The following is a 22,325-nucleotide window of genomic DNA, read 5'->3' on the forward strand; positions in this document are numbered from 1 at the left end:
TCCCGCGTGTCGAAGCATGGTGTGCGCCACCGGGAGCATCCACCGGGCCATACCTGGGTATGAACCAACCACACACCACCCCCGACCCCAACCCCGACCACACGGAAGCAGACACCGATCTCCTCGTCCTGCTGGAGGACGTCCTGCTGCATATCGATGAGCTCCACCAGCAGCGACCAGACACCACCGAGATCAAGACCCTCCTGGCCTACGCCACCGAGTTGAGGGCCAAGCTGTCATGACCCGGCCACTCACACCCCAGGATAAGGACAAATGGGCCGCCCAACGGCAGGAGAAGCTCACCGCGCTGCAAGGACAACTAGCCGACGGGCTACAACAGCTGATGGAAGCAACCGGCTGGATGACCTGGCTCAAAGTCGCTCACCACTTCCACACCTACTCGTTGAACAACCAGATCCTCATCGCAATCCAGAACCCCTCAGCCACACAGGTCGCCGGCTCCGGACCTGGCAAGCAACTGGTCACCAGGTCCGCAAAGGCGAAAAAGGAATCAGCATCCTGGCCCCCGTCACCGCACCCCGCCACACTCCTGATGGGCAGCCCCTACTCGATGCCAAAGGCACACAACTCAGAGGAATCGTCGGAGTGAAACCAGCCACCGTCTTCGACATCTCCCAAACCGATGGCCCACCCCTGCCCCACCCCGACACCGAGCCGCAGACGCTTCTGCAAGAACAGGCACCAGAGGGGATGCGGAACAACCTGGAACACTACGCATCCCAACTGGGATTCACCGTCCACATCGGCGACTGCCCAGCCGAAGGACTCACCCACTTCCTGAGACGAGACATCACGATCCTCCACGGCTTCGACCCCGCCCACGCAGCATCCGTGCTTGCCCACGAGGTAGGACACGCCACCATGCACGACCCCGACCCCGACACCGCAGAGCAGCGGAAAACCATCGCTTGCAGGGGGCTAGTGGAAGTAGAAGCCGAATCCTTCGCCTGGCTCGTCAACAACGACTGGGGTCTGGACTCCTCTCCCGATTCCTTCCACTACCTCGCCGGATGGACCGCCTCCGCCGCCAAAGAAACAAAAACCACCCCCTTGGAGATCCTGACCGCCACCGCCACGCGAGTCCGCGACGCCACCATCCGCTACCTCGACTACCTCGACTACCGCCATCAGACACACCCCGTCACCAAGCTGGCCGACGCCTTGAACCACGACTCCATCCAGCCCGATCGGCCAGCGCTCACCCATCGAGCGCGGGCGCTATACGAGCTGAACCATTCACCGACACGCCCGGTCACCCGCACACCCTGACGACCGACATTAGAGTTGTGTGCCGTGGCAACCGATAAACAGCCGTGCAGCGACAGAACGTAACGCCTCATCACGCTTCTGAAGGTTCACGGACTTTTGGGACCCGGCGCCCCGGCCCTCAGCCGGAACAAGGATCATTATTCACCAGAACGCCCGAGCGTGGTCACGGCGGAAGCAGTCAACCGCACATGCCGATGACAGTGTCTTGACCTGAGGCCCGGTCGCGCATGACTTGGTCAGCGTCTATCTCAGCAATGCGGATGTCCGAATCGATCGTGGGCGGCCACCGCTCCAGAATGACCGTCAACAGCAGTTACGACGGGTTAGCAACGCAGCCGGGCTGGCTACAGGGCGGGAGGGTCTGAGCTGTCTTGTTGTACGGCAGTGTTCGGTGTGACGAATGGATCCTGGCAAGGTCTACCTTTTCCAGCACTTCCTTCATTGCGCGCAGCGAGTTGTCCGAGTACCGAAGATGCTTGGAGTTGCCAAATACGAAGCGGTGAGAGAAATGATCGTCGTTTGTGTCAAGACCGAGATGGCGTCGGAGGGCTGTGGCCTTACCCCTTGGGACTCCGGCGCGATCTGCGAGGTCATACGCACCCATGTGGAACTTCTTCTCTAGGTCCACTGTGCGGACGGCGGCCGCGTCGGTGTCGGCGTCCGCGATGTATGTAACCGGCAGCCCATCCTTCTTGACGAACCGGACTTCGACTGTGAGTCCCTCACCGGCTGTAGTCGACGCCACTCCGGTGAGCTTGGGAAAGACCTGTGCACGCGTCTTGCTGTCGCGGATACCCCGTGTAACACGACCCACGTCAGCCTCGCTAATCGCAGCAGCGTCTGGATCTGTTAAGGACTCTGTTGCCAGCAGGGTCCGAATACGTGCCTTAGCTTCTGCTGTAGCTCGTCTGCCTGGCTTCAACAGGTCGGCAATGCGTTGGTACTCCTCGTCCACGAGGAGGTCGAGCCCTTGAGGCGGTTGGGCGCTGATGGGCAGAACTCGGACTGGGATGTGTTCCGCCAGCCGCTGGCCGAAAGCTCTATGCAACAAGTCATCGAAAAGGGTGACTGCGGCTCGGGCGTTCAAGTAGAGGAGCCCTTCCTCGACAACGAGATGCCAGTGCTGTTCCGCATCACGAAGTGCATCGATCACCCGGATTGTTCCAGCCTCGTCGTCGGTGACCCTCACTCCCTCAAGGTTCTGGCAGCGGTTGATCGCAGCCTCGAGCGAAATCGACCTCTTGCTTCTCTTATCGAAGACGCCCTTATCGCCCTTCGCCTCCAGAATGCCTTTCAGGAGCATCTCGAAAGCGTGCTGAAAGCTCAGAAGCACGGTCGTGATGCGTCCGTCACCGTCAAGGCCATTGAAAGCTGTGATTCCGGTCCTCAGCGAAGCCAGCGCCTTCGCACGAAGCACGCGGACGTTGTACGACTCCTTGGGCATAAAGGCAGGCTACAGATGGATCAACGGCCGTGAGCCACATACCCAGAACCGCGTGGCAACAGCGGCAGCGCCTACTGAAGGATGGTCATACATCCTCTCGTCCCGCAGCCACCACGGTCGATCTTGCCGAGTTGCGGTCGTGTGAAACTGCCGAGTCCCTGACATCGCACCATCAGAAGATTGATCATGTTCCGAAGAGGCACCTACTGCTAGGCCGGCTCAATGTTTCGAGATCGCCAGCAAATACGAGAACTATCAAGCACTCGTCGCCCTCGTTCCCGTTAGTTGTCAGCGCTGTATGTAACGATGAAACAAGATCTGGGAAAAGTTCGGAGCTACAACGGAAGTGAAGGGGACGGATATTATGACCATCTGGGACATAGTTGACCAGCTGAATGAGGAACATAAGGACCTGCTCGTGCTCGTTGCGGACGAACCGCAGGCTACGGCCCTACCGGCAAGGGTGTGCGAAGTCTTGGACTGGGAGCACGAAGAAGCTCTCATGGTGGGCGGTGAGTTACGCGAACTCGGACTCGCTGCTGCAGATGTCTCAGCGGCTTGTGAGATCTCGCTCACACCGAAGGGCAAACGCGCCGCAAAGCACATTTTGGAGAGCCGCGCCACTGGCCCAGACCGGGCCGATGCGGTACAAACCGCAATGCTGCGGTGGCTCAACTCAGTGGACGCAGCGAGCCCGCAGAATTTTTACTCAAACGGACAGCCGGAGGGGCTGGATGCCTCTGAGGAGGAGGTGTACAACGCGGCGGACGCGTTCATAGACAGCAATCTCGCAACAATGGTTGGACCGAGACGCGCCGACGGCCGCATCGTCGCGATGCGCGTTTCTCCGACGGGTAGGGCTGCGGCGACGTCCGGCAGGCCGGTCTCCCATGTCGTGCGTGGCGCTGCGACAAGCGTCGACTACAGCACGAACACTTCAATCAGCGGCGACATGGCGGGCGCTATCCAGGGTGGGCGCGGAAACGTGCAGACCGTCACCATTGAATGGGAGCGGCGCGATGATTTCGTGCAGGCGGTTGAGGATGTACTCGCTGGTGTGGCGGATGAGTCGGTGCGTGGTGAGTTGGTAGCGCTACGTGACGTCGCCGCCGATCCCAAGGTGCCGCAGGAAGCGGTGAGGGAGAAATGGACGGCCGTGATGGCGGCCGTGTCATCGGTTCTGGATGTGGTGGTGAAGTTGGCTCCGTTGGCCGCGCTTCTATTGTGATCGGTGTCGCTCGTGGGCAACCCCACCGACGCACTCATCTGCCGCGAGTTGTTCAGCCACGTTGTCCATAGAGGATGGTTCTTCTCTTGCACTTGACCTTGGCCGACATCATCGACAAGGGTGCGTCGCCAGACCTTACCGCTGGCCATCCCCGATAGACTCGAAATGTGACACAGAAGATCCGAGCGGACGGCTACGAAGCCCTGCGTGAGGCCTTGGCGACCACGACCTGGTATCGGAACGAGTTCAAGAGGCTTGTCCATACGCTGCTCCGCGAACACCCTGAGCTGTTAACTCCCCTCAATTTCGACCAGACGAAACGTGAAGTCTCGGATGATCTCGTCTTGCTCCTCATGCGGCATGAGCGGAAGTATCAAGATGTCACGCTGGGCTTGATGGTCGAGCTTTCGTCCAAGAGTAAGTTCTCGGATATCGAGCGCCTTGAGGAGCCTCAGCGAGGCGAGCTGCTTGCAACAGCCCACGATTCAGTTGCGCATCTCAGGGACCTGGTCGGCACGTATGATGCCATGCTGCAGAAGCAGGAAAATGTCCAAGAGCAGATTCAGCAGCATCGTTCCGCAGCGCAGAAGGGTCAGCTGCACTCGGACGCACTGGCTGATCTCAGAGCCCGGTTCTTGGAGCTTCAATCGAATACCTCAGCGCCCCAAGCGCGTGGACTGGCGTTCGAGCAGTTTCTTTATGATTTGTTTCGACTGTTCGATCTCGAGCCTCGGTTGGCATACAAGCTGGAAAGTGAGCAAATCGATGGTTCGTTACGATTGCACACGGATGACTACATCGTGGAGGCAAAGTGGACGAAGCAGCCCTCGGGGCGTCCTGATGGCGACCTGTTTGCCGCCAAGGTTCGGACCAAGGGTAAGAACGCGTTGGGTCTATTTGTCAGCGTCAACGGGTTCACCCAAGATTTCATCACTCGTTTTCGAGAGGGCACGCCCTTCCTAACTATGGATGGCTCTGACATATTCCTCATCCTCGAGGGCCGTATCCGTCTGACCGATGCACTTCTTGCAAAGAAGCGGTGGGCAAACGAGACCGGCTCATGCCTTCGAAGCGTGGCGGAAATACTTCACATCTAGAACGTGCTTTTAAGCGCCGCATGCCACCACTTAAGTCGTCATCTCATCAAGATGACCTCGCAACCGATGCGCCAGTTCCCTTCTAGGGTTCTCGTGAGATGCGCTTAACGGGCATATCACAAAGCAGAGTGGATCGCGCGGGGAACGCCTTGGGGCCGAGGCCGGGCGTGTGAGGGGCTATTTCCCAACGTCCTCATCTGCCGCGAATTGTCAGGGCGATAGGCCACCATGAAGGTATGGCCAAAGATTCTCCAGTTGAAGGATGGCGCCGGGGACCGATGTCGTTGAGCCCCGCTCTCGACCCGTATCGGCTACCACCATCCGAACGCTGCTGGTGGTGCGATGACAAAGCCACGACAGAGGAGCACCGGTTCAAACTCTCTACGTTGCGGCGGGTCGCCCGCGCCGACACTGGGCAAGAAGACCCCCGCACCGTCTTTAAGAAGAGCGACGACTGGGAAGGTTTGCTTCGATCCATCAGGAAAGGCGCACAAGTGCGCTGGCGCAAGAACATGTGTGCCAAGTGTAATAACCAGCGCAGTCAGCCCTTCGACCTCGCCTACGACACCATGGAAGCATTCATCGTCACGCATGCGGACGACATGATGAAATGGTCAAGGTTGAGCTGGGCGGACGTGTACGGCGCGCAGTGGCAACAAGGTGCCGCTGACCTAGCACGCTATTTCGGAAAGCAGCTGGGCTGCATGCTCGCGACTCAAAGACTGCCTGTACCCGCTGAGCTGATTGGCTTCCTTAACGGAGCGAAGCGTTGCCCTCCCATCGCTTTCATGATCCTCCGCAACTGGCGGGCAGGCGACATGCACCGAACCATGCTTCGAGATGGCTTTGACGATGGCATTACCAACTTCGTCGGCCTTCTCCCGGCAACTGCGTACTCGCGTGAAGAACGGTTCTCAGCGGTCGACTACGTGTACCACATTGGCTACGTATGGTTCTGCGTCAACTGGACGGAGGAAACTGATCGCTCATCATGGTGGGAGCACGACACTATCGACATGCCGATGGTCAATGGCGAACTTCTCAGCAGACTCAACTGGAGGATCCTGAGCGTGAGGGAGCGGCTCCGCCGCGCTCGCCGCAGAGATCAGCCCACATGAGCCGGCACTGTCCGGCTTAGACGCAAGATTCGCTTTGCCGCTCCACTGTGACTTGGCTGCACCCACGTCGCCATGCCGCGCATGCCGTCTCGCGGAAGCGACGACATCTCCTCAGCGTCAGACCTTCAACCCATCCGCTCATGCCGCCTGCCGGCAGCGTCTGGGAAGACGGAATACTGCCCCCAGTCTGTATCCGTGTCGGTCTAAACCACTAGTACCGCTGCAATCACGCTCCGCTGCCGGTCAGTTCAATGGCCCTTCCCCGGCGTTCGAGTAATTTGGCGTGTTTTGCCCCGACCCAGCGATGAGAGGGCCCAGCATGGGCAATCCACCGGTCGATGACAGCGACCTTCTCATCAAAACGCCCGAGCTTGCGCAGGATTATTGCTGCGTGTTCCGTCCAGCCAGGGGGTGTCTCGCGGGGTTGGTGATCCTCAGGCTTACCGCGGAGGTAGGCGGCACGCTTTGAGGCGTTACGAGCCGCCGTGGATTGTCCACGCTCAGTTGCCTCGATGATCTCCATCGCTAGAGTCAGAGCATCATCGAGTCGGCCCTCTCTTTTGAGTCGCTTCAGCTCATCGCCCCACTCGAGGAAGTGCTTGCCTCGCACGTACTCGGTATCATGCTCGTCGGCGTCGCACTCGTCCAAAGGCGATAGCGCAAGACCCTCCCGACGCATCGCCGATGCCCGTGCCCCCGAACCCATGCCCTCGAACTGTTCATCGGCGCGAGGTAGCTCGTGCTTCTGCTCGACGGATTCCTCTGCCTCCGTCGCGGCGGAGGGCTGCTTGGATGAAAGTCGCTGGAGCCAGTTCACTCGTCCAGTGTGCCGCAGAACCCTAGCGCGCAGTCAGGTAGCCCTGGAAGGCTCGTCATGCAGCCATCAAGATAGGCAACGAGGGAGCCTCGCCCGGGTCAGATCCCTCGCGTCTGCCTAGACTTGGGCATACCCGCGGACGGATCGGACGAGATCTATTGAGACTGGGTCACCACTAGTGGCCACAGATCGTCTGGTTCGTCGTGCCGCGACCAGTCATTCGGATAGGACCGTCCTTTAAAGAGACCTGAGAGGACGAGTCGGTCCCGCTCCCAGTCATCCGCATCTGCCGCACTGAGCGCCTTGCCAAGTACGGCAGCACAGGCACATCGACAAAAGCCGCTCGCACTCGAATCTTCTTGTGCACGCGGATTTTGAGTCAGCGTCCCTCGAGCCCACAATAAGCACCACACCAGCCATAGGATGTGGGCGAAGACTGAATCGGTTGGCGCTGACCGCTGGCGCTCCGGATCAGTCCCGAGCCAGCTGCTCCTCGACCTCTTGGTCGTTCATGAAGCCGACCTCGGCCTTAGCAGCGTCGAGATCGCTTTCACTCCAAAGTGCTGTCGCCCGCCCTTCCTGCTCGCGACGGTACCGAACTTGACGAAGGGCCTCGGAGGCGAAGGCGGGTTGCAGGGTAGACCGTTCGAGTCGTTGGGCAACTTGCTCGATGCTGTATTCCACACAGGTACTTTCCCACAGGACCGGCATGCTCACGCTCGTTGTCGATCACGGAATGCCATTCTCTTCTTGCCGCAACGCCGACAGTCGAAAGAGTCGGTCGCTCTTGGCAATGGGATTTGCCTTCGGCTGGGTAGCGAGAGGGCAGGATGTAAGCGTGAGTGGACTGGCTGATCGCGCTGAGGAGATTGCTGCACATCTGGTTGGGCATGCCTTGGGTGCCAAAATTAGCAAGTACGACACCGACGGCCGTCAGTCCGCTGTCGACTTCCTGATTGAGTGGACGAGTGGTCGTCGAGGAGCCCTTGAAGTGACTCTGGTCACCAGGCCAGAGTCGGCCGCCTGGCAAGGGATGGCCGCCAAGGAGGGATGGCGTTGGCCCGCGGAATCAGGTTGGGAGTTTCGTATGCGTGCTGCCCACATGCCGTATCGAAGAACGCGCAAGGCGGCATTACGAGCGATCGAACTGTGTGACCTCTGGAACGTGACGACGCCCCGCCAACTGCCGCCGGAAGTGCTTCAGCATCACCCTGAGATCCGGTGGATGAATGATGTTGGTGACCTTCGTCGGACCCCTTTCAGTCCTGGCGTGGTTCTCCTGCACGAGACGCGCGCTGGCTTCTTCGAGGCCGAGGATGCGGACTTCACCACCGTGGTTGAGGGATGGCTCCATAGGCCGCACTTACCGAGGCACATTGACAAGCTTCAGCGGGCCAAAGGCGTGAACGAAAGACACCTCTTTCTTGTGCCAGTCGATGAGGTGTTGCCTATGAGATTCTTCACCAATGACTTCCCGGCACCGGCTCGGAGCCCAGAGGGTTTCACCATGCTGGACGGGATTTGGGTGTGGTCAAACTACTGGCACCAGTATTTGGTCTGTCGCGCCGGATTGTGGCAGTGGATCGACTTCCCTTCCAAGGATGCCTAGCACGTGAAGGAAGTGAACGCATCTGCCGCAAGTGGCGCTGCAGACAACTTAGGCCAACTGATCCCGGTACGGCGGAAGGTCGTCGCCGTACTCCACCCGCCGAGTCCGACCCGGAAAGGCGTTGGCAAGGGCATGTGCAGCTGGGCTGGAGCGAACTCGATCTCCTCATCGACTTCGCATGCCAAACACCAGGCCCGGTCCTCCGGCCACACGAGGTGGGGCGCCACGGGGATTCCTGGGCAGTCCCAGGCCAGCGCTGCGGCATCCCGCAGTGCGTTGATGGGACCTGTGAAGAGCAGCATCTATCGGTTGGAGATTTCCAAGCGCGGTGCTTCACGTGTGGGCGGGGTTCCGCACCATCCCTCCCAAACCGCGGCGTGGCACTTGTCGGGCGTGGACGTGTGTTTCGCGAGGATGGTCAGTGCTGCGCGTACGGCATCTTCCCCGTCATCATGTTCGGGGAAAGCGATGCGTATGTACATGTCGAAGCTGGGCGGGCCGTAGCGGACGAGATCCCACCAATCAACGTCTGATCCACAGCAGCCATCGAGCGGGCCTCGCATCCTTCGCGCGTCGTGCGTTCATCACCTCAACCAGTGTGGCGCACAAATCTTCTTCACGGTCATGCCGCGAACGGCATGAGATCTGGTCTCGACGATCTTGTGCATGTACCGATCGCGGATCGGATCAAGGCTGATGCCGACGAACATGCCGATCGCCATTCAATGGCGCCGACACTTCTGTACAAGTGATTATGAGCGAAGCGAAGGCGCGCCGGTTGCCCCAAGCCATGTCAGCCGCCACCAAAGGGAATGTGGTCCATAACGGGGTGGACTCTGCGCTGCAGATCACAGATCAAGAAGGGGTTCGCCCTCAGGTCACAGGAATCGACGACATGACCGCTTCGTCATTTTAGCCCCGGGACTGCTCGGGAGTGGCAGCGCTGCGAGGAAGGACTCAGCTGCTATAGGCAGGGATCTGGGGGACCATCTGGCACGTATCTGGCACGTCGCCCGAAATGAGTCTTTCCAAAGCGGTCCTGACAAGGTCGAAAACCTCGTCGGGCTGACAGGATTTGAACCTGCGACCCCCTGACCCCCAGTCAGGTGCGCTACCAAGCTGCGCTACAGCCCGCCGTCGTCATCATGTGACAACTCGAGTAGCTTAGCGACTCCGGGCCGTCTTGGCACATCGAGAGTCAGCCGTCCTCACGGAGCCAGATCTCTGGGCTCCTCCCCGACCACAGAGAACAGCATTGCGGTGAATTGTCCGTCGCGTTCCACTCGTTCCCGATGGAGCCGGAGACGGCGCGGCAGCAGTGGCGCACCCGCACCCAGAGTGACGGGATTGATGTGGACCCAGACCCTGTCCAGCAGACCGGCGTCGGCGAACTGGCCGGCGACCTCTCCCCCGCCCATGATCCAGATGTCACGGCCCCCAGCCGCCTCAAGGAGGAGGGGATGCAGGGCGCGAATGTCGCCCTCGAACCGATGCACGCCGTCGGGAAGGTCCACGTCACGGTGGGTGAGAACCCAACTGGGGATCTCAAAGTCCCAGGTGAACGGCACCCCCTTGCGTCGGGCGTCTTCACGGATCCACTCGAGCGTGTTCACACCGGTCACGAGCGCCCCCACATCCCTGAAGAACGTGTCGAAGTTCAACGTGATGGGATCATCACTGCCGACAGGGTCAGCGTCCGAATCGGGCGTCCTGAACAGCCACGACAGGCTGGAGTCATCGTCGGCGATGAACCCGTCGAGGCTGGTGGCAGTGCAGTAGATGATGCTCATCCACACACACTGCCACCGGCCGAGCACGATGTCAGAGGATCAGGAGCGATCCTTGTGCTTCTCGCGGGCACGGACCTGCACGTTGATGGGGGACCCGACAAAGCCGAACTCCTCGCGGAGACGACGCTCCACGAACCGGAGGTAGCCGTCGTCGAGCTTCCCACTCGTGAACAGGACGAACGTGGGTGGGCAGTTCTGCGCCTGTGTCCCGAACAGCACGCGCGGCTGCTTCCCGCCGCGAACGGGGTGCGGGTGCGACGCCGACATCCGCCCCAGGAAGGCGTTGAGCTTTCCTGTGGAGACGCGGGTCTCCCACCCCTCGGCCGCAGCTTCGACGGCCTTGCTGAGCTTGTCGACGTTGCGGCCCGTCAGCGCGGAAATGTTGACGGTGGGGGCCCAGGTGAACTGCACCATGTCGCGCTCGATCTCACGATCGAGGTAGCGGCGACGTTCCTCGTCCGTGAGGTCCCACTTGTTGAACGCCACCACCAGAGCGCGGCCGGTCTCCTCCACGTTGCTCATGATCCGCAGGTCCTGCTCGGTGAGCTCCTCGGACGAGTCGACCACCACGATGCACACCTGCGCACGCTCGATGGCGGTCTGGGTGCGGAGGCTGGCGTAGAACTCGTGCCCCGAGGCCTCCTTCACGCGGCGACGGATGCCAGCGGTGTCGATGAGCCGGTAGACCTGCCCGCCCACCTCGACGATCTCGTCGACGGGGTCGACGGTGGTGCCGGAGATGTCTGACACGACCACGCGCTGCTGCTGTGCCAGCTTGTTCAGCAGCGAGGACTTGCCCACGTTCGGTTTGCCGACGATTGCGACGCGTCGCGGACCGACCTCGAGTTCGAACGACTCAACAGGTGCCTCGGGCAGAGCCTTCAGGAGGGCGTCCAACAACTCGCCGGAGCCGCGTCCGTGCATGGCGGAGACAGGGAAGGGCTCGCCGAGCCCCAGGTTCCACATGGTGGAGGCCATGACCTCGTGTCGCTGGTCATCCACCTTGTTGGCGGCCAGGATGACAGGCTTGTTGGAGCGGCGCAGCACGCGAACGACGGCCTCGTCCTCGTCGACGGTGCCGACCGTGGCGTCCACGACGAACATGACGGCGTCGGCCATGGAGATGGCCAACTCTGCCTGCTCCGCGATCTGCGCAGCCATGCCCTGGGCGTCGGACATCCAGCCGCCGGTATCGACGAGCACGAACTCACGTCCGGCCCAGTTGGCGTCATAGGAAACGCGGTCGCGGGTCACACCCGGAGTGTCCTGTACGACCGCCTCACGGCGTCCGAGGATGCGGTTGACCAGCGTGGACTTGCCAACGTTTGGCCGTCCGACCACTGCAACCACCGGCTTGATGATGGTGGGTTCGCTCATGTGTGATCCTTTCAACGGCAAATCAACAGCACCGCGCCATACTATCCGTCCGTCAGCGACCCGGCGCCCACGCTGACCCCACCCCCTTGACCGGGGCCGGGGTTCGGTCTACTTTGGACGTCGAACTGTTCCCGGCGAAAGGCCTTGCGGTGTACCTGTCAGCGCACTGATTCCGCGCTGTACCGATGGCCGCCACAGGCTCCCGGTATCGGCGTATCCATCCGCTGACATCTGGGAGACATCATGCCCGCACACCATTCCATCACCCTGTCCGACGTCGTCGTCACCTTCGGCGACGGCCCCCCGGTTCTCGAGGACGTCACCTGCACCCTCCCCACGGGCCGCGTCGGCGTTGTGGGGCGCAACGGGGCCGGGAAGAGCAGCCTGCTGCGCCTCATCACCAGCGAGCTCTCCCCCACCTCCGGCTCGATCGACGTCCCTGGCGAGGTCGGCACTGTGCCGCAGGATCTCCTGCAACGGCCGGACGAGACGGTGGCCGAGATTTTGGGTGTCGACGCCATCTGCCGGGCCATCCGTGCCATCGCGGGCGGAAGCACCGAGGGGGCAGATTACGACGCCGTCGGCTCGGACTGGGACATCGAAGCACGCGCCACCGCTCTGGTGGCCAGGCGGGTGCCGAGCCTCGCCGTCGCCAACGCGCTTGATCGACGAGCCGCGACGCTGTCGGGCGGCGAGTTGATGCTGGTGGCGCTTGCCCGTCTGGAGCTGTCGAGGGCGGCCATCTCCGTGATGGATGAGCCCACGAACAACCTCGACGCCGGTGCGCGGAAACGCCTGTACGACGCGGTCGAGGGCTGGAACGGCACGCTGTTGATCGTGAGCCATGACGTGGAGCTTCTGCGAAGGATGGAGACCATCGTCGAAGTCCACGGCGGACAGCTCCGCGTCTTCGGCGGCAACTACGACCTGTACCTCGAACAGGTGGCAGGAGAACAGGAGGCGGCCCACCACACAGTCAGGTCCGCGGAAGACAAGCTCCGTGCCGAAAAGCGCGACCGCGATCACATGCAGAAGGCCATGGCGAGCAGAGCCCGCCAGAACAGATCGACCTTCACACGTGTCGCGGGTGGTCCCCGACTCTCCGATCCGACGGCGAAGCGGTCAGCCGAGGCTCGCCGTGCCGGCGAGGTGAAGGGTGCGGCACAGAGGGTTCAGGCGGCGAAGGGACAGGTCGCTGAAGCAGAGAGTGCGTTGCGTGATGACGACCACATTCGTGTCGACATCATCGACCCGCACACCGCGGCGGGGCGACGTCTCGCAGAGCTCGTCGGCACGAACCAGGGGATCCAGATCACCGGCGGGAAGCGGTGGGGGCTTGTGGGCGACAACGGGGTCGGGAAGACCTCATTGCTGAGGAGCATGCTGCAGCCGGGCGAACCGTCGAGATCACCGGCGCACGGCGAACTGTTCACCTCACGTGTGGGGTACCTCGACCAGAACCTCATGCTCGACGACGATGCCACCATCCTGGACAACGTTCGCCAGTCGGCTCCCACTCGCCTCCCGCATGACATCCGGGCGCAGTTGGCACGGTTCCTTGTGCGCGGCGACATGGTGGAGCGGTTCGTCGGTGACCTCTCGGGCGGCGAGCGCTTTCGTGTGGCGCTGGCACGGATCCTGTTGGCCCACCCAGTGCCCGAACTCCTCATCCTCGACGAGCCCACCAACAACCTGGACCTGGCGAGCATCGACCAGCTGGTGGACGGTGTGCAGGCGTACCGCGGTGCCCTCCTCGTGGTGTCACACGATGTCGACCTTCTGGAACGACTGGTCCTCGACGAGGTTGTCCGGCTGGGGGCCGACGGGTCGCTGCACGTGACGTGAGCACCCGTGGGACCCCCCAGCGGTGGTCAGGATCCCCTCATGCTTGCGTCGTGCCCGTTCAGGAACTCCCTGACGGCTTCCTGTGCCTCGACGACCTCCGGTCCGAGCCAGAAGAGATGACTGGGGGCACCCAGTTCAACAAGGGTGGCACGTTGGATGGTGTGAGCCTGGTCCACGGCGTGCGCGAACGCGACACCGCCATCGTGGCGCGAGGCTGTCACCAGCGTCGGACAGGGAACCTCCGTCTGCATGAGTCGGCGGTACAGGCAACGATCGGCACGTGCCTGCCTGAGGTCGTTCATGAAGCCGGTGCCTGAGCGCATCGACCGAAACAGTGTCCGGGCCCGCTCTTTGTCGTCGGTGGACCAGGTGTGCCACCAGATTCCCGTGGGTAGGGACGACAGCGCACCCACCATCCGGCGCAGCCCGGTCTCGGATGCGACCAGGCGCCCCACCGCTGCCCACGTCAGCCGCTCCACAGCGGGGGCGAACGCCACCGGACCAAGAGATCGTTCGCGGGCGGTGTCCGGGTATGCGTTGGTCGACGGGGCGCAGCTGTGCAGGATGAGCCGTGGTACCAGCGAAGGCGCCGACCTCGCCGCATGGATGGCCTGCATTCCTCCGAAGGACACACCCACGGCAGCCGACGTTTCATGGACAGCCATCTGCTCGCAGCATTCAACGACGGCAGGGACGAATTCCGCAGCCGTCAGCGCTCCCACGTCGGTGGCCCCGTAGCCGGGTCGTGAGAACGCCAGTACCCCGAACCCCTCGGAGGTGTAGAGACTCCACCCACAGTCACTTGCAGCCGAACAGTGGCCCCCCGGAAAGAACAACACGGGAGGCCTCTCCCCGCGCAGGTACACAACCTCGACGGCGCCCAACCCGGTGTTGCAGACACGGGTGCTCATCGCCACACTCTACGATTCCATGGGCGCCGCACGTGAGGCCGGCTGGGAACGCGGTGGTGCCCGGCTGGGTGAACTCTCCTCACCTGATGGCACAGATTCAGGCCGCGATGGTCGTCAACACCGCAGCCCTGATCGAGACGGGTGTGGGTGGGGTGGTTCGGGAGTCCGCTCGGTGCAGCACTTCCTGCAGGTATCCGGATGGCTTTGACCGGCGCACGCGAACCAGGTGGTGGGGGTGGCGCGCCGCAAGGCGGGAGGTGGTGATGTCGTCCCACGGATCCAGGTTCCGTCTCCGGTTTGCCGTCAGGCCATGTTCTCCACGACGTGGAAGGCGGGCTCCTCATACGGGTGCGCCTCCCGGAGTGCGGCGACGATGACCTGCCGCAGCGGTCGCGGGAACGTCAGCTCCACACGGTTCTCCACCACGCGTTCCAGCTTCCCCACCTCGCCGATGGTGGGGTGGGCGCCCACGAGGGGTCGGAACTGGCCGCGACCCTCCGTCACAAACGCACACTGGTCGTAGTTGCCGATCCGGCCGGCCCCGGCGGTGAAGACCGCCGACAGCACGGCGTCGGTGTCCGCAACGGGGACGTAGAACACCAACACATCAAGGGACATGCTTCCAGCCTGCCAGCTGAAGGAGGCTTGCCGGTGGTCAGCGGTCCGCGGGAAGGGTGTCGACCAGCCGCAGGACCTGCGCGACAACCTCCTCCGGCAACTGGAAGGTGGAGTCGATGACCACCACACCCTCGCTGGCGTCGGTGAAGTTGGACACGGTCGAGTCGTCACGGTCGCGACGGATGACCTGGTCGGTGACGGCGTGCCTGTCGACGGCGTGCCCCAGCTCTGCGGCGCGGCGTGCGACACGTGCCTCGGGGTCCGCCACCAGCAGGATGCGGACATCGGCGTCGGGCGCGACCACGGTGGTGATGTCACGCCCCTCCACCACGATGCGCCGGTGATGGGCCGCGATGATTTCGCGCATCTTCTTCGTGAGGATGCGGCGGACGTCGGGGTTGGTCGCGACCACCGACACGGATGCAGACACCCGGGGATCCCGGATGGCGGTGGTCACGTCGTGGCCATTGATGGTGACCAGCGGGTTCGCAGGATGGGTGGAGATCCGGAGGTCGGCCTCACGGGTCAACACCACGATGGCGTCGGCGTCGCCGGCGGTGCCACCGGAGTTGAGGTACTCCCAGGCGACCGCCCGGTACATGGCCCCGGTGTCGAGGTAGCCCAGCTGCAGCCTGTCGGCGAGCAGACGGGCGGTGGTCGACTTGCCCGAACCGCTCGGTCCGTCAATGGCGATGACCAACGACTGGCTCACAATGATCTCCTCATGCACCGGAATGGGACCACGCCTTCCAACCCCGCCCCACGAGGTTGGCGCGCAACTGTTCTGCCTGGGGACGTTCCACGGAGATGGACAGGTAGCCCACCTCGCGCACGGCGTCGTGGGTGAGTTCGAAGTCCTCCACGTTGAACCCGAAGTCTCCGACGTCGCCAAACAGGCGCCCAAGGGCTCGCGGTTCGTCGGGGATCTCGACGGTGACGCTGACGACGTCCTTCGGCTCCTGGCCGTGCTTGCCACGCAGGGACTGTGCTCCGTGCTGCCCGATGCGGAGGAACGCCTCCAGCTCATCGGGGTGATCCAGGACGCGGATGAGGTAGGCGAGGTCGTCGGCCACCTCCAGAAGTTCCTCACGGACCGCGACGGCATTGGTGGTCAGTATCTGGCGCCACAGCCCCGGGTCGGAGCCGGCGATGCGGGTGACGTCACGGATCCCCTGCCCGGCGAGCCGCAGGTTCTCACCGGGTACGCCGCGCAGGTGGCTGGCGGTGAGGATGCTCATGAGGTGGGGGACGTGGCTGACCTGGGCCACGGCTTCGTCATGGAGTTCGGCGTCGAGCTCCACCACCACCGCCCCGGTGAGACGGGCGAGCCCGCGGACAACGTCCAGCGACTCCTCGGTGTTCCCGGCGGAGGGGGTGATCACCCAGGTGCGATCGCGGAACAGGTCCGCCGACGCGGTCATCGGGCCGGTGAACTGGGAACCGGCCATGGGATGCGATGGCACGTAGCGCGCGAAGTGGGGGCTGCGTTGGGCCACGGCGTCCGCGATTGGCCCCTTCACTGACCCGACGTCGGTCACCACGGCGTCCGGGAACCGTTCCAGCGCCCGGCAGACGACGTCGGCAATGTTGGAGGGGGGCGTCGCCACCACAACCACCGCGATGTCGTCGGAGACCACGGCAGACACGTGGCCGGCCCCGAGACTGGCCGCGACCAGCGCGTGTGACCTGCTCAGGTCCTCCAGGGTGACATCAACGCCTGCACGGCTCAGCGCCATGCCCAGAGACGAGCCCACCAGACCGGCCCCGATCACGAGGACGGGACCGGGCGCTGCGGGCTCTGCAACCACGGGTCCTCCTGCTGATCTGCGAAACGGCTCCGGCTGATACTAGTGCTTCCACGCCGGGCGATATCGTTGCCGCCATGGTCCGTATCCTCCCCGCCGTCATCGATCTCGTGTTCGTGGTCATCTTCGCCGTCGTGGGCCGGGCCAGCCACGCCGAGAGGTTGAGCATCCCCGGCGTCGCGCAGACCGCGTGGCCATTCCTCGCGGCATGCCTGTTCGCGTGGGTGGTCGTCGGTCTCCTCGACGACAGCGGCTACGGTCCCCGCGCGGCACTGGTGATCTGGCTCGTCACGGTGCTGGCGGGCATGGGCCTGCGCATCGTTGCCGGCGACACCGCCGAGACGGCCTTCGTCATCGTGGCGACGCTGGTGCTGTTCTCGTCGTTCTTCGGCTGGCGTCTCGTGGTCCGTCTGATCCGCGCGCGCAAGCAGACTGACGCGACAGTGTCGTGATGGAACTGGAAGCGTGGTTGGGGCTCGCAGGTGTGGTCCTGCTCTTCGCGCTGGGCGTCGTCGCCTACAACATCCGCACCCGGCGCACAGGCTCCCCCCGGGATCTGCACGCCCCCGAGGGTCGCCCCGTCCGCCGCCGTGGTGGACAGAAGTTCAAGAAGTCCGGCCCCTTCGACAACGGTCCGCAGGTGCCGCAGGACCCGTCCAGCATCCCGACGTTCTTCCACCACGGTCCGGGGGTGTAGCCGACGGCATCGCGCCGTATGGGATACCTGCAACCGGGCGTATCGCTACGCTTGCCACATGACTGGCGTACTTCTCCTGTGGGTTCTTCTTGGCCTGGTCGTGGTGGTCGTGGCCGCGGTCGTGGTGGTTCTCGTCGTGCGACGTCGAGCCACGCCGAAGTTCGACACCTACCAACCGGGCGCGTACAACTCGCTGGAGACGCGCTACGAGGGGCCTGGACCGCAACACCTGAACCTGCCCCCGGGACCCGGGCAATGAACTAGCCCTTCCGGTCACATCCCCGGGATGTTGGCGGGACGCGGACCCGTGTAGTCCGGTCCGTAGGCTCCCGGCGCGGGGCGGCGTTTCCGCATGGGCGCCGTCACCCCCGGGGCGAGTCGACGGGAGATGGCCAGGAAGCCGGTGTGGGCGCTCGTACCGTGGCCAGGACGGATGGCGAGACCTTCGGCGTGCCAGTCCCGCACCGTCGTCTCCGTGAGATGCGGCTCGGTGTAGCCCCCGTGCGCACGGAACGTGTCCGCCACGCGTCCGAGCTGCGTGGAGGTGGCGACGTAGCAGCAGACCAGACCGCCCGGCTCAAGTCGCTCACCAACGGCTTCAATGCACTCCCAGGGGGCGAGCATGTCGAGGATCACACGGTCCAGCCTGTCGTCGCGAAGCTCGGTCACGAGGTCCCCGACCGTCAGCCGCCATGCCGGGTGTTCGCCGTCGATGAACGTCTCGACGTTGCGTCGCGCCACGTCGGCGAACTCTTGGCGGCGCTCGTAGGAGTGCAGCTCCCCGTCCGGGCCGATGGCACGCAGCAGCGCTAGAGACAGCGCGCCTGAACCGACACCGGCCTCCATCACCCGGGCTCCGGGGAAGATGTCGGCCCACATCAGGATCTGGGCGGCGTCCTTGGGATAGATGACGGCGGCCTCACGCGGCATGGCCACCATGTACTCGCTGAGCAGCGGCCTCAGCACCAAGTACTGCATCCCACCGATGGATTTGATGGTGACGCCCTCGGGGCCCCCGATGAGCTCGTCGTGGCTGACGGCGCCCTTCGTGGTGTGCCAGACGCCACCCTCTTTGAGGAGGAGCGACTTGCGGCGCCCCTTGGAGTCGGTGAGGGTCACGCGCTCCCCCACCACGAGGGGGCCGCGTCGGATACCGGAGAGATTCATGTCCTTCTTTCGCTGCAGGGCCGCCGCACAGCCTAGACCACGGCCCTCCACAGGCCGGTCAATCGCCCAACAGCTCGAACTCCCACCCAGACACAGGCGCATGCGTACCGTTGCCCGAGAACCACGCCGTGGCACGCCCGGATTGGTGCTCGTGCTCGAACCGCGCCAGGCCGTCCACATCCAGGGCACCCACCAGGGTCTCCGACGTCCCGTCCTCGTAGTCAGCCCTCACCACCAGCGTGCCGTCCGTGGGTCGCGGTGCACCCTCGGGGCCCTCCACCCGCAGGTAGAACACACCGGGACTCTGTTCGAGCGTCCGCAGCCGTGCCCCGACGGCCGTCACTGCGGCGATCGTCACGCCCCCACCTGTGGCATCGGTGCACTGCTGGCCGGGCAGCCACGAGCGCAACCATGTGCGCCCCGCGGGCCACCTGTGCTCGAAGACGTCCCAGATGGACGTGGCCTTCGACTCCACCTCCAGACGCACCATGCGGGTCTGTCCCGGCGACAGGTGCAGCCACCGGTGGTCCACGTAGGAGCGGTACTGCGTCGAGTCCTGGGCGATTTCCACCCGGGCATCGATCTCGTGGTCGAACGGGTTGTGGACCTCCACGAACGAGACCTCGCGGGTCGCGGGCGAGCTGGGCTTGGAGTAGATGGTGAAGTAGTTCGACTGTGCCAGGTTGTTGTCCACGTCCGGCTCGTTGGCTGCCGCCCCCGCCACGTCGACATACCGGTCGATGCGGGCCTGGATGCAGTAGTGGCGGTCCTCCATCGGCTGCCAGTGCGTCTCGAACTCCACCGTGGCGCCCTTCTTCACATCATGGGTGACGCTCGGTTTCCCGTCCGGGGCTGGAAGCTTTGTCCACCGGTCTGAATCCTTGTCGTCGGTGTTGAACGGCAACACCTGAAACTTCACCGACACCTTGGGGGCATCCAGTCCACCCTCGTTGTGGACCTTCGCAACGATCCGGTTGGGCTCACCGATGATGGGCTTGTTCAACCACGAGGGGTCCGCATCACTGAGGGAGTTGCGGACCTCAATATCGGGGCTCTTGTAGTCGCCGTCCTCACCACAATTGTTGATGAGCACAGGGTCGGGCTGGTCCACACGTCCGACGTCGATCCGCACAGTGGCTGCGCCGGCCGTGATGGAGAGCACCTCCAATCGGAAACGCTGGATGTTGACCTGGTCGTCGGCGTTGATGTCCTCATAGTCCTGTCCTGAAACCAGCAGTGGACCCTCCCCGTCCCCGTCATCATTCAGCAGGATGATGGTGCGTCGGGCGTCGGCGATGACCGCCGGCTTGGAGTAGTTGATGGCGTCGTAACAGATGATCTCGCCCCCCGGTGGGAACGTGGCGGTGTCACCGATCCGGCCGGGGACGCTCTGCCTCAATTCGAAGAACCAGGACAACTTCGGCGCCAGTTTCAGTTCCACCGCCGAGAACCGTCCCGGCGCTGGCAGACCCGAGGCAATGGGAACCAGCGTCAAGGTGATGGCGGACTCGGCGAAGAGCGGGGTGAAGGAGCGCACGTGTGCCGGATCAAGGAAGCCCAGCAGCAGCTTGTGCCGTGCGGACAGGTGGGGCAGGCCCTGCTCGTTGCCCATCAACTCCCGCCCACCGAGGTCGCGGGCTGCCATCTCCGTTGTGTAGCCGGACGTCATGTAGATGTCTTGCAGTCCCATGGTGTGTCCCAGTTCGTGTGCGCTGACCTCCACGTTGGTGAAACCCACGGAGGTCGGCTGGTCGTGCGGCATGGTGAGTGTGGCGAGTTTGACGGCCACGTCCTTGCCGCCGGGACTCCGCACTGTGACGTTGAGTGTCTTGCCCACCGTGGAGCGCGGCCACACGAAGTTGCCCCCTGCGGATCGGGTCACGAGGAAGACGGCGTCGACATAGGTCCAGTCCACACCGGGGGTGCCCTGGAGCGCTCCCACGACGCGCTCCACCGCCTCGCCCTTCTGCCTCCAGGTGCCGTCGGAATCCATGGTGTGCCAGTCGCCCCACGTCCCGCCGAGGCTGACGGGGCCCAGAACGCTGCCGGTGACCAGCGTCATGCCCAGGCGTCCTGCGGAGAGTTCACTGAACCAGGTGTTGAGGTCGTTGGCCCCCGAGAAGACCCCACGCCAGTCGACGCGTGCGGAAGCAATGGTGGGTGCCGGGGTGGCGGCGGTCACCTTCGTGGACCATCTCGCGTCCCCCGTGTCGACCAACACCACGACCACCTTCCACTGCGACAACACGTTGCCCGCAGCGTCGCGTGGCCTCAGCGACCCGGTGTCGTCCACGCCGGGTTTGCTGGCCAGCACGTGCATCAACGGTGGCGGATCCGTCGGGTTGTCGAGCCACAGGGGAGGCCCGTCGACGACGGGTGAGGCATCGAAGCCGACGCTCACAGCTGCCCTTCCCACTTCGTCACCGGTGATGGCGTCCCGGACCACGACGTGTGTGTCGCAGGGTACTGCGCCGGCCAGCAGCCGGATGTGGGGCCTGTTCGGATCCGCGTCCGCGGCGGGGTGTGAACTCAGCGTGATGGCGTCTGCAGCATCGATGGTGATGTCGAGGTCGGCCCGGGTGTACCCGGTGACGCCGGTGTCGATCTCCACGTCGGCCCAGGCACCCGGCCACATGGGTGTCTCCGGCACCCCGAGCCGCACAGTGGCGACCAGGCCTGCGGAGGCATCCAGGCTGAGGAGACGGTTCTCGCCGGTGATGACGAGCCGGTCCCCGCAAACGAGTGCCTGGGAGGGCTGGCGGACGCCACGACCCACCAGAGGTTGGAGCCGGGGAACGGCCTGGGTCAGCTCCACGAGACCAACTCGATGAACAGGTGCACGCTGCGTCAGCAGGAGTGCTGTGCGGTCCCCTGTTGTCCAGGAGAGGAGGAACGGGGAGACCAGGCCGTTGAGCACCACGGAGCGTGACCCGTCCGTGTCGATCCTTGTGAGCGTGCCCGGCCCCTGCTCCGTGATGTAGAACTCGCCCGAGGACGCGATGGCGAGCCCGATGGGGGCGAGCAATCCGGAGGCGATGACCTGCACGTCCCCCGTTGCCAGGTCGACGGCGATCAGGCGCCCTCCCCCGTGGTCCGTCACGAAAGCCGTGGCACCGTCGTCGGAATGCACAACGGCATGGATGCTCCCCAGCCCGCCGGCAACCATGACGGCGTTGGCGCGGCCGGGTTGCAGCAGGTCCTGGTGCAGCAGGTCCCCTGCCTGTTCGGCGATGAGTGCCTCGTTGCCGCGGATCGAGATTCCTTCGGGGTGCTGGTACCCGTCGCCCCACGGGGTCCGCTCCCCGTTCTCGACGGCGAAGGCGTTCAGCGCTCCGCCCGACCAGTCGGTGGCCAGCACCGTCCGCCCGTTCCACAGAGCCGCCCCGATCGCGGTGCCTGCGGTCCCCTCTGCCCACACCTGTTGTTCAGCCATGTCTGACTCGCCCCCTCACAAAACAGCTGGACAGCTGTCCATCCACAGGGGAAGAGGCATCCGCGGCGCCGGTGATACC

Annotated in this window: 21 protein-coding genes, 1 tRNA gene and 1 pseudogene; 11 read left to right on the top strand and 12 right to left on the bottom strand. The window is 63.7% G+C overall.

What is annotated here, in order from left to right; all coding sequences use genetic code 11:
• The first annotated feature begins 59 nt into the window (after nt 1–59).
• From EAX62_RS11235 to EAX62_RS11245, 3 genes are read left to right on the top strand one after another with little or no spacing between them, the layout of a single operon-like run.
• Entirely contained in the window at nt 60–242 is a 183-nt protein-coding gene (locus EAX62_RS11235) for a hypothetical protein (protein WP_121901827.1), read from the top strand.
• Nucleotides 239–610 (top strand): hypothetical protein, encoded by a 372-nt coding sequence (locus tag EAX62_RS11240; protein ID WP_147454092.1) that lies wholly within the window; start codon nt 239–241, stop codon nt 608–610. Before EAX62_RS11235 ends, EAX62_RS11240 begins: the two co-directional genes overlap by 4 nt.
• The gene (locus EAX62_RS11245) at nt 607–1,290 is read left to right on the top strand and encodes a hypothetical protein (RefSeq protein WP_121901829.1); all 684 of its coding nucleotides are present in this window, start codon (nt 607–609) and stop codon (nt 1,288–1,290) included. The genes EAX62_RS11240 and EAX62_RS11245 overlap by 4 nt, the downstream gene beginning before the upstream one ends.
• Nucleotides 1,291–1,603: 313 nt before the next feature.
• Here the strand turns inward: EAX62_RS11245 and EAX62_RS11250 are convergent, their stop codons facing one another.
• Complete coding sequence (locus EAX62_RS11250) at nt 1,604–2,734, bottom strand: hypothetical protein (RefSeq protein ID WP_199711269.1); 1,131 nt, start codon at nt 2,732–2,734, stop codon at nt 1,604–1,606.
• Nucleotides 2,735–3,098: 364 nt separating this feature from the next.
• On the opposite strand from EAX62_RS11250, the gene EAX62_RS11255 reads away from it, so the two are divergent.
• The 3 genes from EAX62_RS11255 to EAX62_RS11265 all read left to right on the top strand — a co-directional run bounded on the left by EAX62_RS11255 (nt 3,099) and on the right by EAX62_RS11265 (nt 6,177).
• Nucleotides 3,099–3,962, top strand: a complete 864-nt coding sequence (locus EAX62_RS11255; protein WP_121901830.1) for a hypothetical protein — start codon at nt 3,099–3,101, stop codon at nt 3,960–3,962.
• 167 nt (nt 3,963–4,129) lie between these two features.
• A complete protein-coding gene (locus tag EAX62_RS11260; RefSeq protein ID WP_121901831.1) occupies nt 4,130–5,059 on the top strand; it encodes a hypothetical protein in 930 nt (309 codons plus the stop codon).
• Nucleotides 5,060–5,295: 236 nt separating this feature from the next.
• Nucleotides 5,296–6,177 carry a hypothetical protein gene (locus EAX62_RS11265; protein ID WP_147454093.1) on the top strand — a complete coding sequence of 294 codons (882 nt, stop codon included), beginning with the start codon at nt 5,296–5,298 and terminating at the stop codon, nt 6,175–6,177.
• Between the two features lie 226 nt (nt 6,178–6,403).
• Here EAX62_RS11265 and EAX62_RS11270 read toward each other — a convergent pair whose 3' ends face one another.
• Both EAX62_RS11270 and EAX62_RS11275 read right to left on the bottom strand, forming a co-directional pair.
• Entirely contained in the window at nt 6,404–6,994 is a 591-nt protein-coding gene (locus EAX62_RS11270) for a hypothetical protein (RefSeq protein WP_121901833.1), read from the bottom strand.
• Between the two features lie 471 nt (nt 6,995–7,465).
• Nucleotides 7,466–7,711, bottom strand: a complete 246-nt coding sequence (locus tag EAX62_RS11275) for a hypothetical protein (RefSeq protein WP_147454094.1) — start codon at nt 7,709–7,711, stop codon at nt 7,466–7,468.
• Between the two features lie 121 nt (nt 7,712–7,832).
• On the opposite strand from EAX62_RS11275, the gene EAX62_RS16560 reads away from it, so the two are divergent.
• The gene (locus EAX62_RS16560) at nt 7,833–8,603 is read left to right on the top strand and encodes a hypothetical protein (RefSeq protein WP_147454095.1); all 771 of its coding nucleotides are present in this window, start codon (nt 7,833–7,835) and stop codon (nt 8,601–8,603) included.
• A 1,060-nt stretch (nt 8,604–9,663) separates the two neighbouring features.
• Here EAX62_RS16560 and EAX62_RS11290 read toward each other — a convergent pair.
• The 3 genes from EAX62_RS11290 to der form a co-directional block, all read right to left on the bottom strand.
• Nucleotides 9,664–9,737 (bottom strand) — tRNA-Pro (locus tag EAX62_RS11290).
• Nucleotides 9,738–9,811: 74 nt separating this feature from the next.
• On the bottom strand, nt 9,812–10,393 hold the full coding sequence (locus EAX62_RS11295) for a dihydrofolate reductase family protein (RefSeq protein ID WP_121902133.1): 582 nt from the start codon (nt 10,391–10,393) through the stop codon (nt 9,812–9,814).
• Between the two features lie 39 nt (nt 10,394–10,432).
• Nucleotides 10,433–11,770 carry a ribosome biogenesis GTPase Der gene (gene der, locus EAX62_RS11300; RefSeq protein ID WP_121901837.1) on the bottom strand — a complete coding sequence of 446 codons (1,338 nt, stop codon included), beginning with the start codon at nt 11,768–11,770 and terminating at the stop codon, nt 10,433–10,435.
• Between the two features lie 243 nt (nt 11,771–12,013).
• Here der and EAX62_RS11305 point away from each other — a divergent pair, with 243 nt between their 5' ends.
• Nucleotides 12,014–13,615, top strand: a complete 1,602-nt coding sequence (locus tag EAX62_RS11305) for an ABC-F family ATP-binding cassette domain-containing protein (protein WP_121901838.1) — start codon at nt 12,014–12,016, stop codon at nt 13,613–13,615.
• A gap of 26 nt (nt 13,616–13,641) precedes the next feature.
• On the opposite strand, the gene EAX62_RS11310 is transcribed toward EAX62_RS11305, so the two are convergent.
• The 4 genes from EAX62_RS11310 to EAX62_RS11325 all read right to left on the bottom strand — a co-directional run bounded on the left by EAX62_RS11310 (nt 13,642) and on the right by EAX62_RS11325 (nt 16,952).
• Complete coding sequence (locus tag EAX62_RS11310; RefSeq protein WP_121901839.1) at nt 13,642–14,526, bottom strand: alpha/beta fold hydrolase; 885 nt, start codon at nt 14,524–14,526, stop codon at nt 13,642–13,644.
• A gap of 303 nt (nt 14,527–14,829) precedes the next feature.
• Complete coding sequence (locus EAX62_RS11315; protein WP_121901840.1) at nt 14,830–15,144, bottom strand: hypothetical protein; 315 nt, start codon at nt 15,142–15,144, stop codon at nt 14,830–14,832.
• 37 nt (nt 15,145–15,181) lie between these two features.
• Nucleotides 15,182–15,859 (bottom strand): (d)CMP kinase, encoded by a 678-nt coding sequence (cmk, locus tag EAX62_RS11320; RefSeq protein WP_121902134.1) that lies wholly within the window; start codon nt 15,857–15,859, stop codon nt 15,182–15,184.
• A 7-nt stretch (nt 15,860–15,866) separates the two neighbouring features.
• Nucleotides 15,867–16,952 carry a prephenate dehydrogenase gene (locus tag EAX62_RS11325; RefSeq protein ID WP_121901841.1) on the bottom strand — a complete coding sequence of 362 codons (1,086 nt, stop codon included), beginning with the start codon at nt 16,950–16,952 and terminating at the stop codon, nt 15,867–15,869.
• 74 nt (nt 16,953–17,026) lie between these two features.
• Between EAX62_RS11325 and EAX62_RS11330 the strand changes: the two genes are divergently transcribed.
• From EAX62_RS11330 to EAX62_RS11340, 3 genes are read left to right on the top strand one after another with little or no spacing between them, the layout of a single operon-like run.
• Entirely contained in the window at nt 17,027–17,401 is a 375-nt protein-coding gene (locus EAX62_RS11330) for a DUF3054 domain-containing protein (RefSeq protein ID WP_121901842.1), read from the top strand.
• Nucleotides 17,401–17,646 carry a hypothetical protein gene (locus tag EAX62_RS11335; RefSeq protein WP_121901843.1) on the top strand — a complete coding sequence of 82 codons (246 nt, stop codon included), beginning with the start codon at nt 17,401–17,403 and terminating at the stop codon, nt 17,644–17,646. Before EAX62_RS11330 ends, EAX62_RS11335 begins: the two co-directional genes overlap by 1 nt.
• Nucleotides 17,647–17,704: 58 nt before the next feature.
• Complete coding sequence (locus EAX62_RS11340) at nt 17,705–17,905, top strand: hypothetical protein (RefSeq protein WP_121901844.1); 201 nt, start codon at nt 17,705–17,707, stop codon at nt 17,903–17,905.
• Nucleotides 17,906–17,919: 14 nt separating this feature from the next.
• Here the strand turns inward: EAX62_RS11340 and EAX62_RS11345 are convergent.
• A pseudogene (locus tag EAX62_RS11345) lies at nt 17,920–18,789 on the bottom strand (tRNA (adenine-N1)-methyltransferase); the annotation flags it as partial.
• An 82-nt stretch (nt 18,790–18,871) separates the two neighbouring features.
• The gene (locus EAX62_RS11350) at nt 18,872–22,246 is read right to left on the bottom strand and encodes a hypothetical protein (protein WP_121901846.1); all 3,375 of its coding nucleotides are present in this window, start codon (nt 22,244–22,246) and stop codon (nt 18,872–18,874) included.
• Nucleotides 22,247–22,325: the final 79 nt, after the last annotated feature.

This window comes from Tessaracoccus antarcticus (genome assembly GCF_003688855.1).
Taxonomy (GTDB): domain Bacteria; phylum Actinomycetota; class Actinomycetes; order Propionibacteriales; family Propionibacteriaceae; genus Arachnia; species Arachnia antarctica.